Raw genomic sequence first — 13719 nt, forward strand, 5'->3', positions numbered from 1 at the left:
CTGCCTCTGCCTCTGCCTCTGCCTCTGCCTGTGCCTCTGCCTTCTGACTTCGCCTCTGCGTTTACCTGTCGTCTGCTGCCTGCTGCCTGCTGCCTGCTGCCTAGGCTCAGGGAAGCCCGCAAGGCGGGTCAGAACAATGTCGAAGGAACCACATGGTGGTACTTCAGCGCAAAGAGCTAGTTTACCTCTGGCCGCGGACCTAAGCGCGCGTCCACCATTCTTAGCTTACGTTAGCCTTGAGAAAGCTGACCGTGGACTCGAACGATTTCGTCGCTGCGTCAGGTGCATACCCGAATGAGCGAATCGAATTGAAGAATCCGTGACCGGCACCTGCATATACAAGTGTTTCCTGCTGGCCAGGCTTGTTCAAGGCCTTCTCTAGGATTTCCTGAACCGCCGGCGGGATATGAGCATCTTGGTCACCTACATGCACCTGAGTGGGACACTTCAATGAAAAGAGCGACTCCTGATAGTCTTGGACGCGAACTGGGTAGAAGGAAATACAGGCATCGATACCGCCGTTCGCAGCCATGTTAAGCGCAAACTTCCCGCCAAGGCAGAAACCGAGGACACTCACCCGACCATTGCAGCTCGGGTGCGCTCTCAAAGCGTCCACTGCCGCATAGCAGTCAGCGACACCAAGGGTTTCGTCCATCGATTCCCACAAACCGATTGCCTTTGTACGCTCCGCATCGGAATACCCGAGCTCAATGCGAGGGGAGATCTGGTTGAACACGTCCGGAACGAGCACGGCGAAGCCAGCGTCAGCAAATTGCTCGGCCGCCAAGCGCATCGCATTGTTTGCTCCGAAAATTTCGGGCAGCAAAACGATTCCTGGCTGCGGTGAGTCTGCCCTCGACGTGAAGTACCCGTCAAAATCGCCGTGCGCAGAAGGAATTCTGAAGTTAAAGCTATCCATTTTTTCGTGCGTAGAAGTTGATTTTCTCATGGTCAAGCTGGACCCCGAGCCCGATTCCGTCCGGAACGACCACTTCGTAGTCCCGATAGACCGTAGGTGCAGTCGTAAGGTCATCGGCTAACAGCAGCGGACCAATCAGCTCGCATCCCCACGCGAGCTCCGGCAGCGCGCTGAATAGCTGAAGGCCCGCGGCTGTCCCGATGGAACTCTCTAGCGCCATGCCACCGTAAATCGGAATCCCGGCAGCCTCAGCCACACCCGCGGCCTTGTACGCTCGACGGATGCCACCACCCTTGGCGATTTTTACGCCATACACGTCAGTCGAACAGGCCTTGAAGGAGGCGTATGCATCATGGCTGTCCCAAAGACCTTCATCGGCAGCAATGGGAATATCCAGGCGCGCTGCGACCCGCGCCATACCTTCATGGTTCCACCGCGGAAGTGGTTGCTCGATCAACCCAAAACCCGCCCTCTGCAATCTGGGCAGCAGGCGCATGCAAGTCGGTTCGTCCCAAGCTTGATTGAGGTCTACCGTGAACACGGCGGCGGCGTCGATCTTCCATACAGCTTCGGCCGTTTGAATCGCGCGGGCCGTCTCCTCCAAAGGATCCCCCATTCCGATCTTAAGCTTGAAGGTTCGATGCTTTTTCGCCTCGAGTTGCCGCTCCGCGTCTGCAACGTCGTATGAGAGATCACCGGACGCTAAAGCCCACAGTACAGGAATCGAAGATCGTGCCCGTCCACCGTAAAGCGCGCTGACCGGTACACCGTACAACTTGCTCACAGCGTCATGCACGGCGACATCGACCGCCGCTTTGGCAAAGTTGTTTCTGGCTGACGCACGGTCCATCGCTTTGAGAATTAACTCGTGAGAAAAGACATTGACGCCCCGCACGGCCGGCGCTAGGTATCTATCTATGATCTCCTTGATGGTCTCGCTGCATTCACCACCCCAGAAAGCAGTGCCGGCGGGGGTTCCGCCCTCGCCATAGCCGACGGCACCACTACTGGTTCTCAGAGTAACCATTACGAGCGACTGTGTCCCGTGCGTTCCACTGGAGTGGTTGTGAACTTTCTTCAGTGGCAGATCGACGATTTGAGTTTCAATCGACTCGATGGTGTCGGTCGGCGCTCCACCGGTTTGTGCACCTAAGGTTTGTTGGCTGGACATGTTATGCATGCGGAGAATTTGATTGATCCGGACGCACACCGCCCCATGCGTTCCTGAGCAGCTTTTCGATGGCGCCAGCACTGAGCGGCACTGGGTTCGCATATGGCTTGCTCATTACGGCCTGAACAACAACAGGAATGTCCGATTCAGCCATGCCGAGGTCCTTCAAAGCGACTGTGGCGCCGCTGCTCTTGGTCATGTCGTACAGCTTGGCCGGCACGTCGCCGCCTCCAAGTGCACGCTCCATAATCTTGAGTGCGTCTGTCACGGCAGGCGTGTTGTAAGCGAGAGCATGCGGGAGTACCACCGCGTGTGTCTCGGCATGAGGAAGATTTAAAGTTCCCCCTAACGTATGACAAAGCTTGTGGTGCAGTCCCATGGAGGTGGACGCCAGACAAATCCCGCACAGCCATGATCCATACAGCGCGCTCGCACGAGCGTCCAGATCGGCTGGATCTGACTTGATGCGCGGAAGACTGTCGTATAGGGCAGTAATTCCCTCTGACGCCATCAACGATACAATCGGATTGCAATCCTGCGCATAAAGCGCCTCAGCGGCGTGGGCTAAAGCATTTAAGCCGCTCGCAACAGACATTAAGGGCGGAAGAGTGAGCGTCAGCTCAACGTCGTAGACAACGGTTTCCGGCAGCACTCTAAGTGTCCGCTGCGTCGTCTTTACTCCGTTTTCGGTTTGCCCCAGTATTGGTGTCATCTCCGAGCCGGCGTAAGTCGTCGGCACCACGAGCTGAGGTAGATCGGTGTGCAGTGCAATTGCCTTAGATAGACCGATGGACGACCCACCACCAATGGCCACCACCCCGTCTATAGCTTGCTCTTGCACAAGCTCCAGAACACGGGCCGTAACATCAGTGGGTGTGTGCATGGCAGCGCCCGAAAAGGTCGCCGCGTGCAAATCACCAAGGCGAGCCTTCACGCGGTCGGCATCCGCAGTCTGCTGTGAGGTGGAGACAACCAGAACTCGCCGGCAGCCAAGGGCCTCGACCTCCCGCTTCAATGCGGATATCGTCCCACGGCCGAAGACTACCCGGCTGGCTAGGCCCTGATATGTGAAGTCAGGCATCGCAGGGGCTCAAGCAACTGAGTCGGCGTAGAGCGGACTGTCATCGGTGGGAATATTGAACTTCCCGTCGAACACCGCTCGAATCCAAGGCTGAATGAACACCACAGCTCGCAAACCTGCTTTGGTGAACGGGTCGTCATCTACGAACTTCCGGGCTTCAGCCATATCAGCCACTTTCACCACGTAACTGCCTCCTTTAACAGATTTCCCGTCATCGGTGAATGTGGCCCCTGCAGCAAGCACCTTTGCAGCATTCACTTCCATATACTTGCGGTGCTCGGATACGACAGCTTGCCTCTTAGAGGCGGTACCTGGGAGATCCTGAAAGAAGATTGCGACGTACATATTTTCTCCAGTGTTAATTCGATGAGACATCGGCCGGCGGCCGCGTTTCGGGATCGGCATCGGCATTGGCAAGATCTGGGATGGAACTTGCCAAAAGCTTGAGCAGCGCTCGAAGCGAGCCCATCTCCACCACGCCCATCCGCTCAGCCCATTCGTTCTCGATGCGTTTACCAATGTCTGTTGCGATGCGCATCATTTCGATACCTTTGGGAGACATCTGTACGATGTTCACTCTCCGGTCGGACGGATCCTTGCGAATCTCCAAGTATCCGAGGGACACCAATGAGTCGACCAAATAACCCATACTCTGTTTTGCCATCCCAGCGCGTCTGGCCAAATCCGACACAGAGGCGCCCACCAACGGCAAGTGCCTAAATACAGCGCCATGAGCTTCCCGTATTTCTGGGTATCCCGACGTCGCGAGCGCCTTATAGACCCGTGATGCCTGAGCCTCGAAGGGGATTCGCAGCAGAGAGCTGAGAGTTCCCGTCAGAGAGCCCATCGTTGCATTAGGATCCGGGGCCCATGCGAGGCCGTCTTCAGTTGAGGGTGATGGTTTCATAGGTTCTTGCCTTCATCGCGACGCTCTCTTTACGGACCCAAGGCGAGCAGGAGCCGGGCTATTCCGCCCTCGCACCTGACCTGCGGACAGCCTCGCCCCACTTGATGCGCTCGCTCTCCATATAAGAGGAGAACTCGTCTGAACCGAGCCAAGTGATCTCGTTACCACTGGTGCGCGCGAAGGTCTCGAATTTTGCTGAGCGGATCGTGCTTTGCAGGTGAGCCTCCAGTACGCGAACAATCTCGTCCGGCGTGCGCCGTGGAACCACGTAGCCATACCAGGCTACGGCACTGAAGTGCCTTAGACCGGACTCGCTAACTGTCGGAATGTCCGGTGCAATGCCGAGCCTCTTAGCGGAAGTAACAGCGAGAGCCTTGAGCTTGCCGCTGCGAACCAACGGCAACGTTGCGGTGGGCGTCACGAACGCCAGCTGGACGTGTTCGCCGACAGCTAGGGAGAGCGGGTCGCCCGCTGCAACATGAAGAAGATCAACGCCTGCGCGCGCGTTCAGCATGGCGCCAGCCAGATGCCCAGTACTCCCGACCGCATACGTTGCGAAGGTAAGTTTCCGGGGATTTGCTCTCGCGTAGGAAAGCATGCCGGGAAAATCGCTGAAGGGCATGTGATTTCCAGCCACGATGACGTTCGCAGCGGACGCCACCATGCCGACCGCGCGAAACGCCTTGTCCGGCTCGAGTGAAGAACTCGCATACAGCGTTGGATTGATTGCCACGTTCGGCGTAGCCGCCATCAGCAATGTGTAGCCATCGTGTGGGCTACGAGAGGCCAGCTCAGTGCCCACCGTTCCGCCTGCTCCCGGCCTGTTCTCCACGAGAACAGGCTGCTTCAGACGCTCGGCAAGTCCCTCTGCGATTAAACGAGTGAGTGAGTCGCTCGCCGTACCTGCAGCAAAGGGCACAACGATACGGACTGGCTTCGTTGGGTAAGCATTCTGCTGCGCAAAAGTGCCGACGCTCACCAAACCGGCGCCAGTGCCCAGCAGCAATTTACGTCTGCGGATAGAAGTAGGACCAGTCATATTTCATCAAGCCTCACACTAAACGCCCGCAGAGACCTTTTCGCCCTAGCGAAGCGCTTCGCAGACAGATACTCGTGCGGGTACTCACAGCTCTCTTTCATGCCGCCAGTCAAGACCTGACGCTGCGGAAGCGAGACCACCGAAGGCAGCTGCATGTCCTATCGTGATCCGCAGGCCAGTCGATTGCTCATTTCCGCGCGCCCGCCGAGAAAACGACTCAATGGCGGCCCAGCAAAGGGAGCTCCATTCCGTCGCGAAGGTGCGACGGGACGATGGTGCGAAATGCACCCGCGACCCCAATTACCGTTTCGCGCCCATCACCACTTTGGACCACTGGTGATGCCGACCGACTACGCCGGATCGAGCTTGAAGTCCTTGCGCAGAACCTTGGCGCCGTTGGCATCTTCAAGGTTGTGAATCAGCGCCGGACGAACACCTTCTACGCAGTCGCTATCGACCCACTTTCCGCCCGTGAAGTACGATTGCGTGGTGTGCTCCAGAAAACCGGGAGCACGAATCTTGAAGTGCACGTGAGCCGGCCTCCAAGGATGCCGCCCCATCATCTCGAGCAGCTTGCCGCTCGGCCCGTGATGCGGAATCGGATACGGCGCAGGAACACGGGTGCGAATCCGGTACTCACCGTCTGCACCAATGATCTTCTTACCCCGGTAGGAGTCTTGGGGAAGTTCAGGATCGAAACCGCTGTAATGTCCGTGATTGTCCGAGTGCCACACGAACATTTCCGCGCCCTTAATAGGCTTGCCCGCCAGGTCCGTCACCCGCCCTTCGAGTACCAAAGGCTCGCTGCCATCGTCGAGAGTCTTAATTTCGTCGTTGATGACCGGTACGTTCTCCAGGAAGTACGGTCCCTCGACGTTCGTAGTGGAGCCCTTGCGGTGCTTCATTTCATTGTCAGTGATGGTGGCGTTGAACCACAGATCACAAACCAGAGGGATCTCGTACTCTGGCGCCTTCGCGTACTGCATCAAGAAGCCCACGCCTGCGCGGTATTCCTCGAAAGTGACGTCGTGACGGGACAGGACCTCACGCACCGCTTTCACGATGTCGTAGACCACGGTTTCGACGCGGTTTGCCATGGAGCTCTCCTTTGCGTTGCTCTGGTTGAAGGAATGCGGCGGATTATCGACCTAATGTCTGTCTTTCTAGCCTAGGGTTGACCCTAGGATTGGTGCGCGGCTACGTCGGCTCAGTGGGAAAAACGTACTTAGGCCCATTTGTTCGTTGCGTGTAGACCTTGAGTGCCGCCTTGGCGACAGCAGATGTGCGGCGGATCTGCCAGCGGCCCGCGTGAAATCGGGCGCGCACCGACATACTCTGTGTCGTTCCCCGCGACGCTGACGGGGTTAATCCGCCATCACAGCGACCTCTCGGGCACCACTTTTCCAGTCCGGCACGCGATCAATGCGGCGGGTGCATGCAATCCACGCCAGCTGCAGCGTGCGATGCATACCTCCTCCGGCTCCACCGATCCACATCCCTGCTCGATCTCGCGACCGTGGAATGTACGGACTGCGCGCCTGTTGATCCAATATCATCTTTGGAATCGTGATTACCAAAAAGGTATCGGTGTAGGTCTCTATGGAACTCCGTCACCTCCGGTACTTCGTTACCGTCGCGGAAGAGCGCAGCTTTCGCCGTGCATCACAGCGGCTTCACGTGTCTCAACCGCCCCTATCGCGCATGATCAAGCAGCTCGAAGCGGAAATTGGGGTGGAACTCTTTGATCGCTCTCCGACCGGCGTAGACGTGACTGCGGCAGGTGCGGTGTTCCTGGAGGAGGCAAGGCGGGCGCTCCACGTAGCGAACGACGCGGTTGAGAAATCCCAGCGCGCGGCACGGGGGGATTTCGGCCACATAGAAGTGGCCTACTATGGATCGGTGATCTTTGGCGTGATACCGCGCCTATTGGGCGAGTACCGGCAACTTAAGCCTCGGGTCGCTGTTCGGTTGTCAAGCTTGACGAAGGACCGCCAAATTCGTGCGCTGCGCGAGGGTTGGTTAGACGTTGGCTTTGCTCGCTACTACAGGTCAGAGCCTGATATTGCGTCTGAAATTGTGTGGCGGGAGCCCATCGTCCTTGCCGTGCATGCCGATCACCCACTCACTGGCAACACTAGTGTTGCAATGGCTGAACTGCGCGACGAGCCGTTGATTGTGTTCCCCAGTGCACCTCGCCCCAGCTTTGCCGACGAGCTGCTAGGGGTCTCCTCGTTTTCAGTGCAATAAGTGACGGTACGCAAAGCTAGCACTGGCGCGGGGGTGGTCTGGGTAGACCGTTGATTTCATTGACTTTCCTGTTCGCTTTGTAAACGGGTATGGTGGCCTCCCACTTTTGAGGTTCACGATGCAGGGTTGGCACACAACGTTTTTTGGGGATGCGTGGGCTCCCCCGCGATATCAGCGACTTCGAGATGAAGGCATTTTTCACCTTCGATGGTGCCGAGCGCGACGCAATCAATGCACGCCGAGGTGATTCCCACAAGCTTGGTCTGGCGCTCCATATTGGTTTCCTGCGCATGAGTGGGCGTTTGCTCGGTGCCTTTCGGGTAATTCCAGTAGCCTTGTGGCGCCACCTTGGCAACGAGCTTGGCATTGCAGCACCAGAAGTCGCCTCGCTGAGAGCCATGTATGAACGCGGGCGCACGCTATTCGATCACCAACAAGTAGCCTGCACGGTCCTTGGATTCCAGTGGATGAGCGAGCACCAGCGCCGCTCACTGGTACGTGAACTGCGCGACGAAGTGGCGCGCTGCGCCGACCGCGATCAGCTACTCGTGCGGGCGCGTCAATGGCTGTACAAGAACAAGCTGGTGATCGTGCACGAGCGGGCAATTCGGACACTGATTGCGGCGGCACTTGCCCAGCTTGAAGTTGAAACAGGCACCGCCATCGCCGCCAGCGTTGATCCAGCAACACTTGATCGCTGGCGAGCCTCAGTTTCAGAGCTGCGCCCAGATGGACAAACCCAGCAGAGTTGGCTATGGGCTGCACCGGCGAAACACTCAACCCGCCAAATCAGCGAGGTACTGGAGCGCATCGACCTGCTTTACACGCTGGACGTTCATAAGCACCTGGCAGACATCCCCGATCTCATCTTGCGCCGCTACGCGCGCCGACTTGTCTCCAGGCCGCCCTCAGCCGGAGCCAAGATCAAAGAGCCAGCGCGCACCGTGGAGGTCGCATGCTTTCTTCGGTATTGCCTGTTCACCACCACAGACCAGTTGATCCTTATGGTGCAGCGCCGGATCGCCGATCTGTGGCGTCAGGCTGCCGCCGATGTCCCCGCTACCGTCAATTGGGCCGCAATGTACAAAACGCTGCTCGGCGAACTTGTTGCCTTGAGCGCGCAAGGTGCGGTGCCAGATGCTGAGTTGCGTGCCCGTCTTGAAGCCTTGATCACCGAAACCCAGAAACGCAAACCACCGAGCAGGGCCTCCCTGGTCCGCGAGGGATTGATTGATGGAATTCGCCCCGTGCGGTCGTTGCTCGTCGCCATTGCAAAGCTGCCCTGGCAGGCCACCGGCGAGCATCCTGCCATCGAGTACCTTGCCAAGCTGCAAGCTTTATATCTCAAAGGATCCAGAAAGCTGCCAGTTGAAGTGGTGGCACCAAGTCTGGGAATGATCTGGCAGGTTTCGATCTCCAGCCCAGACCGGGAACGGGCGTTTCAGGCGTTGGAGGTGGCCACCCTGTTTGCCCTGCGCCGCGCGGTGCGCAATGGCTCGGTCTGGATTGAGCACAGCCTGAGCTTTCGGGGTCGTGCGCGCTTGTTCTTCACGGACGAGCGTTGGCAGGCAGAGTCCAAGAAACACTATGCCCGTCTATCGTTACCCAGCAAGGCTGCCACTTTCTTGAAGCCTTTGCTGGCCAGAGTAACTGCCGGTGTCGATGCGGTGGCCGCTGCAGCCCGCAGTGGCGTACTGCGCGTGGATGATGAACTCCATTTGTCGCCATTGCCCGCAGAGGACGAAGACCCAGAAGTGACCAAGCTGCGCGCGGCTTTGGATCACCGCATCGGTGAGGTTCAATTGCCGGAAGTGATTCTGGCCGTTGACGCCCAGGTGCGCTTTAGCTGGATCATGCTCGGACGTGAGCCGCGCTCTACCGACGAGCTGCTGATGGTCTATGCCGGCATCATGGCCCACGGCACCAGTCTGACTGCGGTCGAATGCGCGCGCATGATTCCGCAATTGTCTGCCACCAGCATTCGCCAGGCCATGCGCTGGGCGCGGGACGAACGGCGTCTGAGCCAGGCCTGCCAGGCTGTGCTGGAATTCATGCAGCGACACCCGATTGCCGCCACCTGGGGGCGGTCCGATTTGGCATCTTCTGACATGATGACCATGGAGACCACCAAACGGGTGTGGCAAGCCCGGCTTGATCCTCGGCGCAACACACCTTCCATTGGAATCTACTCCCATGTAAAAGACCGGTGGGGCATCTTCCATGCGCAGCCCTTTGTGCTCAATGAGCGCCAGGCGGGCGTGGCCATTGAAGGTGTCATCCGCCAAGAAAAGCTGGAGACCAGCCAGCTTGCTGTGGATACCCATGGCTACACCGACTTTGCCATGTCACATGCCCGTTTGCTTGGTTTTGATCTTTGCCCGCGGTTGAAGGAACTCAAACAGCGCCACCTCTTTGTGCCACGCGGCACCAAAGTGCCCGCAGAAATCGCTGCGGTGTGCGAAGCCAATGTCGACGTCGCTTTGATCGAAAAGCATTGGGATAGTCTGGTGCACCTGGCAGCCTCGGTCATGAGCGGACATGCCAGTGCGGTGGCAGCTCTTGCGCGGTTCGGTTCTGCCGCCCAGGGCGATCCAATCTATGAGGCTGGCGTGCAATTGGGGCGGTTGCTGCGTACGGCGTTTTTGGCTGACTACTTTGTCAAGGACGCTTTCAGGAACGAGTTGCGCCGGGTGCTCAATCGGGGCGAGGCTGTTAACGCCCTCAAGCGCGCCATTTATACCGGCCGGATCAGCCCGGCGCAGGCCAAACGTGTCGATGAAATGCAGGCTGTGGCCGATGCGTTGAGCCTGATGGCCAACATCGTGATGGCGTGGAATACCTCACAGATGCAGGCGGTCCTGGATCGCTGGTCGAACCGCCGCCAGGTCATTCCACCGGAACTGATCGGGAAGATTGCGCCCACCAGGCTGGAGAGCATCAACTTGCGGGGTGTGTTTCGCTTCCCGGTTGACCGCTATGCTGACCAAATCCTGCCTTCGCGGCCAAATGCATCGATAACTGGCACCAATGGATGAAACCGACCACGGTTTGACGCCACGAATCGCAGATTTGAAAGTGAACAGGAAAGTCAATGAAATCAACGATCTACCAACACCACCTCCGCGCCAGTGCTAGCTTTTCGTACCGTCACTTATTGCACTGAAAACGAGGAGACCCCAGCTCCGCAGCCACTTCGTAGCTGCCATGCCGTTCCAGCGCCAGGAATGCTCGGATCAAATCCCATTGGGGAGTGGTCGGACCATCTCGGGTCATGAATGGTGCTCCTTGGGTGGCTCGTGGCTGCCTGCAAGCATCCAGCGTCATGAAAATCGCACCTGCAGCGCAGGGCTGGCGGCACGGGTGCGGCAAGCGAGCAACCAGCCCGCGGCCACGTCGTCCTCGTCGAGCACCGAACTGTCCAAGCGCTGCACCTCGCCGGCCTGCAGGCGGCACATGCACGAGGCGCATTCGCCGACGCGGCAGGCGTGCGGCGCTGGCAGTCCGGCGCGCAGCATGGCGGACAGCAGAAGTTCGCCGGCACGCACCGGCACGGCGTGGGTCTGGCCTTTCATCAGGACCGTGAGCAGCGCCTCGGGGCCATCACCTGCGGCTTCCTCGCTCGCACCTTCCACGGCGGCGCCGAAGTCCTCCCGGTGCACACGCTGGGCATCGAACCCGGCGACCTGGAGACTGGCGCCCACGGCGTGCATGAAGGGTTCCGGACCGCACATGTAGGCGTCGGCCTGGTCCAGCCCCTGCGCCTGCGCCACCAGAACGGCCTGCGTAGGAAGGCCCTGCTCGGCGTCATACCAGTGGACGATCTCCAGGCGCCCCGCAGCGGCATCCTGCAACGCCTGCAACTCGGCCAACAGCATGGCCGTGGCCCGGTCGCGGTTAGCGTAGAAGAGCCGCACGCGCGCCGCACCGCGCGCCAGCGCCTCGCGAGCCAGCGCGAACACCGGTGCGATGCCGCTGCCGCCGGCGTACAGCAGCAGCGGCTGCCCGGGCCGCGCCAGGGTGAAGTGCCCGGCGGGGGGAAGAACCTGCAACTGCAGGCCCGGCCGGGCGTTGTCGCACAGCCAGTTCGAGACGCGGCCGCCGGCAACGCGGCGCACCAGCACGCTGATCGGCTGCCCTGTCACGGGCTCGCTGGTGATCGAGTAGCAGCGCCAGTGCTCGTCGCCCTGCACTTCGACCGCCAGCGTCAGGTACTGGCCCGGCTGGAACGTGAACTTCGGCTGCTGCTCATCGTCCACGCGCAGGCTGAGCAGGATGGCGTCGCTCCCCTGGGCCGTGACGTCGGTGATGGTGAGGGATTGCGCCCGCTTCGCCATTGACGCCGCCTTCAGAGGAAGAACGAGTTGTTGCCCTGGGGGCGGTCGCTGTCGATCAGATTGACCTGCTTGAGCACGATGCTCAGGCCAGCTTCCGTCTCGCGCAGAACGAAACCATTCCAGCCCGCCAGCACGCGGCCGTGGCCCTCGCGCGACTCGACCAGCGTGAAGCTGTAGCGCGCACGCCATTCGTCCGAGCGCCCTGGGCTCGCCCACACCTCGAGTCCGCTGAACTGGCGAGCGGTACGAGAGGTCGGGAACTGCGAGAAGGCCAGCCCCGTTCCCAGCCGCGTCACCCGGTCCAGGAGGCGGCGCCTGTCGTGGAATTCCAGCGTGACGCTGCATCTCGGGTCCGGAGCGGGCGAGACAGCAGGAATCCAGTAGACGCATTCTTCGGCGAACAGTGCCAGCCACTGGACGTATGCGTCCTGCGTGAGCGCCCCCTGGTCCAGCAGCCTCGCCTCCACGGTCAGCATTCGGACGATGTCGCGCTCACGCGCCGCATCGACGGTGCCGGGCTCGCGCACCACCGCCCGGGCCAGGTCGGCGGAGACGTCCATCAGCCAGTCGTAGAACGATGCGACCACATACAGCGATGGCGGTTGATGGCGGTACCCTTGCCGCCCAGCGGCGGGTTGCTGCGTCGCTGTGCTCATGCCAGCCTCCCCTTGTCCATGCGCAGCGTTGGCTCTGCCTGCATCAGGCGCTTCCACTGCGCGTAGTAGTTGCGCATGTGCAGTTCGGTGGTCACCGGTCCGCGGATGATTCCGTCCTCGACCGGCACGTCTTTGCCGGACTCGTGGTGCCGGCTCATGTCGACCCACTCGTCCTCGGGGCTGTTGCACAACCCGCGCTGGCACTCCTCGAAGTTGGCGGCGTCGTCCATCTCGCCCATGACGGGGAAATCCTCCTGCGTGCGCAGGCGCATGGTGTTGACCTCTGCGTCCACGTCTCTGCGCCGGGTGGCATGCCAGCTTACCGAGGTTTCGCCCACCGCCAGAGGCTGGATCACCTGCACCTGGTTGCCGATCAGCGCCAGATTGGGAAAGATGTTGAGGTTCATGCCCGCCCCGACAGTGGTGTCGAGCACGCGTTGGGCCTGATCGCGGCTGTGGGTGGCGGCCACGTGGGCCTCGTAGGGCTCACGCCCCGGCTGCGGGCGCTGCTCGCGCCAGGCGGAGTTGCGGTGCATCTCGGGACGCTGGTCGACCACCGTATGCCCGTTGTCGAGCGCGTTGTTGCTCATGCGGGTGCGGTCGGCGTCGGCGAAGTAGGCCATGTCGCCGCCACCGTAGCGTTCCTTGGTCATCACCAGCAGCGACTGGTGCGAGAACGGCACGTGGTAGCCGTCGCCCGCGTTGTCCCAGACCAGTTTCCAGTTGCAGCCGACGCGAAAGCGCTGAGCGCCGGCCAAGACGATGTTCTGAGCGCCCCCATTGTGCTCGATCCAGGCGTCCAGATAGCGTGTGGCATTGCCGAGGTGCTCGGCCAGGGGCGGCGCCTCGGAGTTCAGGGTAGCGAAGATGAAGCCCTTGTACGACGCCACCTGCGCAGGCCGCGCAAGGTGCATGTCGCGCGCCTTGAAGGCCGGGCCATAGGCGTTCTTGCCGGGAATGCCGAACAACTGACCTCGGTTGTCGAAACGCCAGCCGTGGTAGGGGCAGGTGAAGTTGGCGGCGTTTCCTTGGTGCTCGCGGCAGACGGTTGAGCCGCGGTGCGAGCAACGGTTGGAGAACACGCGAATTTGCCCCTCTTCGTCGCGAGTCACGATGACCTCGCGCACACCGATCCAGGCTTGCTTGAAATCGTTGGGCTCGGGGATTTCGCTCTCGTGGGCCAGATAGACCCAAGTGGCCGCGAAGATGTTGTTCATCTCGCGGGAGAAGATGGCTTCGTCGGTATAGAGGCGACGATGCACCCGATCTTCCTGGACCAGATCATCCCAGTCGCCCTGGGCGGCGGGCGTCCGTGGAAGGACGGATATCTTGGCGGTGTTTGTCATGGGGGTTTCCTTGTTCCTC

General features: G+C 60.1%; 11 protein-coding genes and 1 pseudogene. 2 read left to right on the top strand and 10 right to left on the bottom strand.

Translation table 11 applies throughout. The annotated features are described in order from the left end of the window. Positions 1-220: 220 nt before the first annotated feature. The 7 genes from F9Z44_RS22295 to F9Z44_RS22325 form a co-directional block, all read right to left on the bottom strand. A complete protein-coding gene (locus F9Z44_RS22295; protein ID WP_232062356.1) occupies positions 221-949 on the bottom strand; it encodes a dienelactone hydrolase family protein in 729 nt (242 codons plus the stop codon). Continuing rightward, a complete protein-coding gene (locus F9Z44_RS22300; RefSeq protein ID WP_198161201.1) occupies positions 912-2099 on the bottom strand; it encodes a muconate cycloisomerase family protein in 1188 nt (395 codons plus the stop codon). The genes F9Z44_RS22295 and F9Z44_RS22300 overlap by 38 nt, the downstream gene beginning before the upstream one ends. Then, the gene (locus F9Z44_RS22305; RefSeq protein ID WP_068673271.1) at positions 2092-3171 is read right to left on the bottom strand and encodes a maleylacetate reductase; all 1080 of its coding nucleotides are present in this window, start codon (positions 3169-3171) and stop codon (positions 2092-2094) included. Before F9Z44_RS22305 ends, F9Z44_RS22300 begins: the two co-directional genes overlap by 8 nt. 9 nt (positions 3172-3180) lie before the next feature. Beyond that, the gene (locus F9Z44_RS22310) at positions 3181-3516 is read right to left on the bottom strand and encodes a YciI family protein (protein WP_068673269.1); all 336 of its coding nucleotides are present in this window, start codon (positions 3514-3516) and stop codon (positions 3181-3183) included. 13 nt (positions 3517-3529) lie between these two features. Further along, complete coding sequence (locus F9Z44_RS22315; RefSeq protein ID WP_083944094.1) at positions 3530-4078, bottom strand: MarR family winged helix-turn-helix transcriptional regulator; 549 nt, start codon at positions 4076-4078, stop codon at positions 3530-3532. A 58-nt stretch (positions 4079-4136) separates the two neighbouring features. Further along, positions 4137-5084, bottom strand: a complete 948-nt coding sequence (locus F9Z44_RS22320) for a Bug family tripartite tricarboxylate transporter substrate binding protein (protein WP_159597437.1) — start codon at positions 5082-5084, stop codon at positions 4137-4139. Positions 5085-5467: 383 nt separating this feature from the next. Then, entirely contained in the window at positions 5468-6214 is a 747-nt protein-coding gene (locus F9Z44_RS22325) for a dioxygenase family protein (protein WP_068673263.1), read from the bottom strand. Positions 6215-6716: 502 nt separating this feature from the next. Here F9Z44_RS22325 and F9Z44_RS22330 point away from each other — a divergent pair. Together F9Z44_RS22330 and F9Z44_RS22335 are read left to right on the top strand one after the other, a co-directional pair. Next, positions 6717-7364 (top strand): LysR family transcriptional regulator, encoded by a 648-nt coding sequence (locus F9Z44_RS22330; RefSeq protein ID WP_159597438.1) that lies wholly within the window; start codon positions 6717-6719, stop codon positions 7362-7364. 118 nt (positions 7365-7482) lie between these two features. Further along, positions 7483-10399, top strand: a pseudogene (locus F9Z44_RS22335) (Tn3-like element IS1071 family transposase). 285 nt (positions 10400-10684) lie between these two features. Here the strand turns inward: F9Z44_RS22335 and F9Z44_RS22340 are convergent. Genes F9Z44_RS22340 through F9Z44_RS22350 form a run of 3 tightly spaced genes read right to left on the bottom strand, consistent with a single transcriptional unit; the run spans position 10685 to position 13700 of the window. Continuing rightward, the gene (locus F9Z44_RS22340; protein ID WP_032490114.1) at positions 10685-11698 is read right to left on the bottom strand and encodes a ferredoxin--NADP reductase; all 1014 of its coding nucleotides are present in this window, start codon (positions 11696-11698) and stop codon (positions 10685-10687) included. A gap of 11 nt (positions 11699-11709) precedes the next feature. Beyond that, entirely contained in the window at positions 11710-12354 is a 645-nt protein-coding gene (locus F9Z44_RS22345; RefSeq protein ID WP_083944717.1) for an aromatic-ring-hydroxylating dioxygenase subunit beta, read from the bottom strand. Then, the gene (locus F9Z44_RS22350) at positions 12351-13700 is read right to left on the bottom strand and encodes an aromatic ring-hydroxylating oxygenase subunit alpha (RefSeq protein WP_159597439.1); all 1350 of its coding nucleotides are present in this window, start codon (positions 13698-13700) and stop codon (positions 12351-12353) included. Before F9Z44_RS22350 ends, F9Z44_RS22345 begins: the two co-directional genes overlap by 4 nt. Positions 13701-13719: the final 19 nt, after the last annotated feature.

The organism is Hydrogenophaga sp. PBL-H3, from assembly GCF_010104355.1.
Taxonomy (GTDB): Bacteria; Pseudomonadota; Gammaproteobacteria; order Burkholderiales; family Burkholderiaceae_C; genus Hydrogenophaga.

Bases quoted from the DNA above. Each gene is read 5' to 3' on its own strand.
- F9Z44_RS22295 (WP_232062356.1), bottom strand. From the start codon at position 949: ATGAGAAAATCAACTTCTACGCACGAAAAAATGGATAGCTTTAACTTC.
- F9Z44_RS22300 (WP_198161201.1), bottom strand. From the start codon at position 2,099: ATGCATAACATGTCCAGCCAACAAACCTTAGGTGCACAAACCGGTGGA.
- F9Z44_RS22305 (WP_068673271.1), bottom strand. From the start codon at position 3,171: ATGCCTGACTTCACATATCAGGGCCTAGCCAGCCGGGTAGTCTTCGGC.
- F9Z44_RS22310 (WP_068673269.1), bottom strand. From the start codon at position 3,516: ATGTACGTCGCAATCTTCTTTCAGGATCTCCCAGGTACCGCCTCTAAG.
- F9Z44_RS22315 (WP_083944094.1), bottom strand. From the start codon at position 4,078: ATGAAACCATCACCCTCAACTGAAGACGGCCTCGCATGGGCCCCGGAT.
- F9Z44_RS22325 (WP_068673263.1), bottom strand. From the start codon at position 6,214: ATGGCAAACCGCGTCGAAACCGTGGTCTACGACATCGTGAAAGCGGTG.
- F9Z44_RS22330 (WP_159597438.1), top strand. From the start codon at position 6,717: ATGGAACTCCGTCACCTCCGGTACTTCGTTACCGTCGCGGAAGAGCGC.
- F9Z44_RS22340 (WP_032490114.1), bottom strand. From the start codon at position 11,698: ATGGCGAAGCGGGCGCAATCCCTCACCATCACCGACGTCACGGCCCAG.
- F9Z44_RS22345 (WP_083944717.1), bottom strand. From the start codon at position 12,354: ATGAGCACAGCGACGCAGCAACCCGCCGCTGGGCGGCAAGGGTACCGC.
- F9Z44_RS22350 (WP_159597439.1), bottom strand. From the start codon at position 13,700: ATGACAAACACCGCCAAGATATCCGTCCTTCCACGGACGCCCGCCGCC.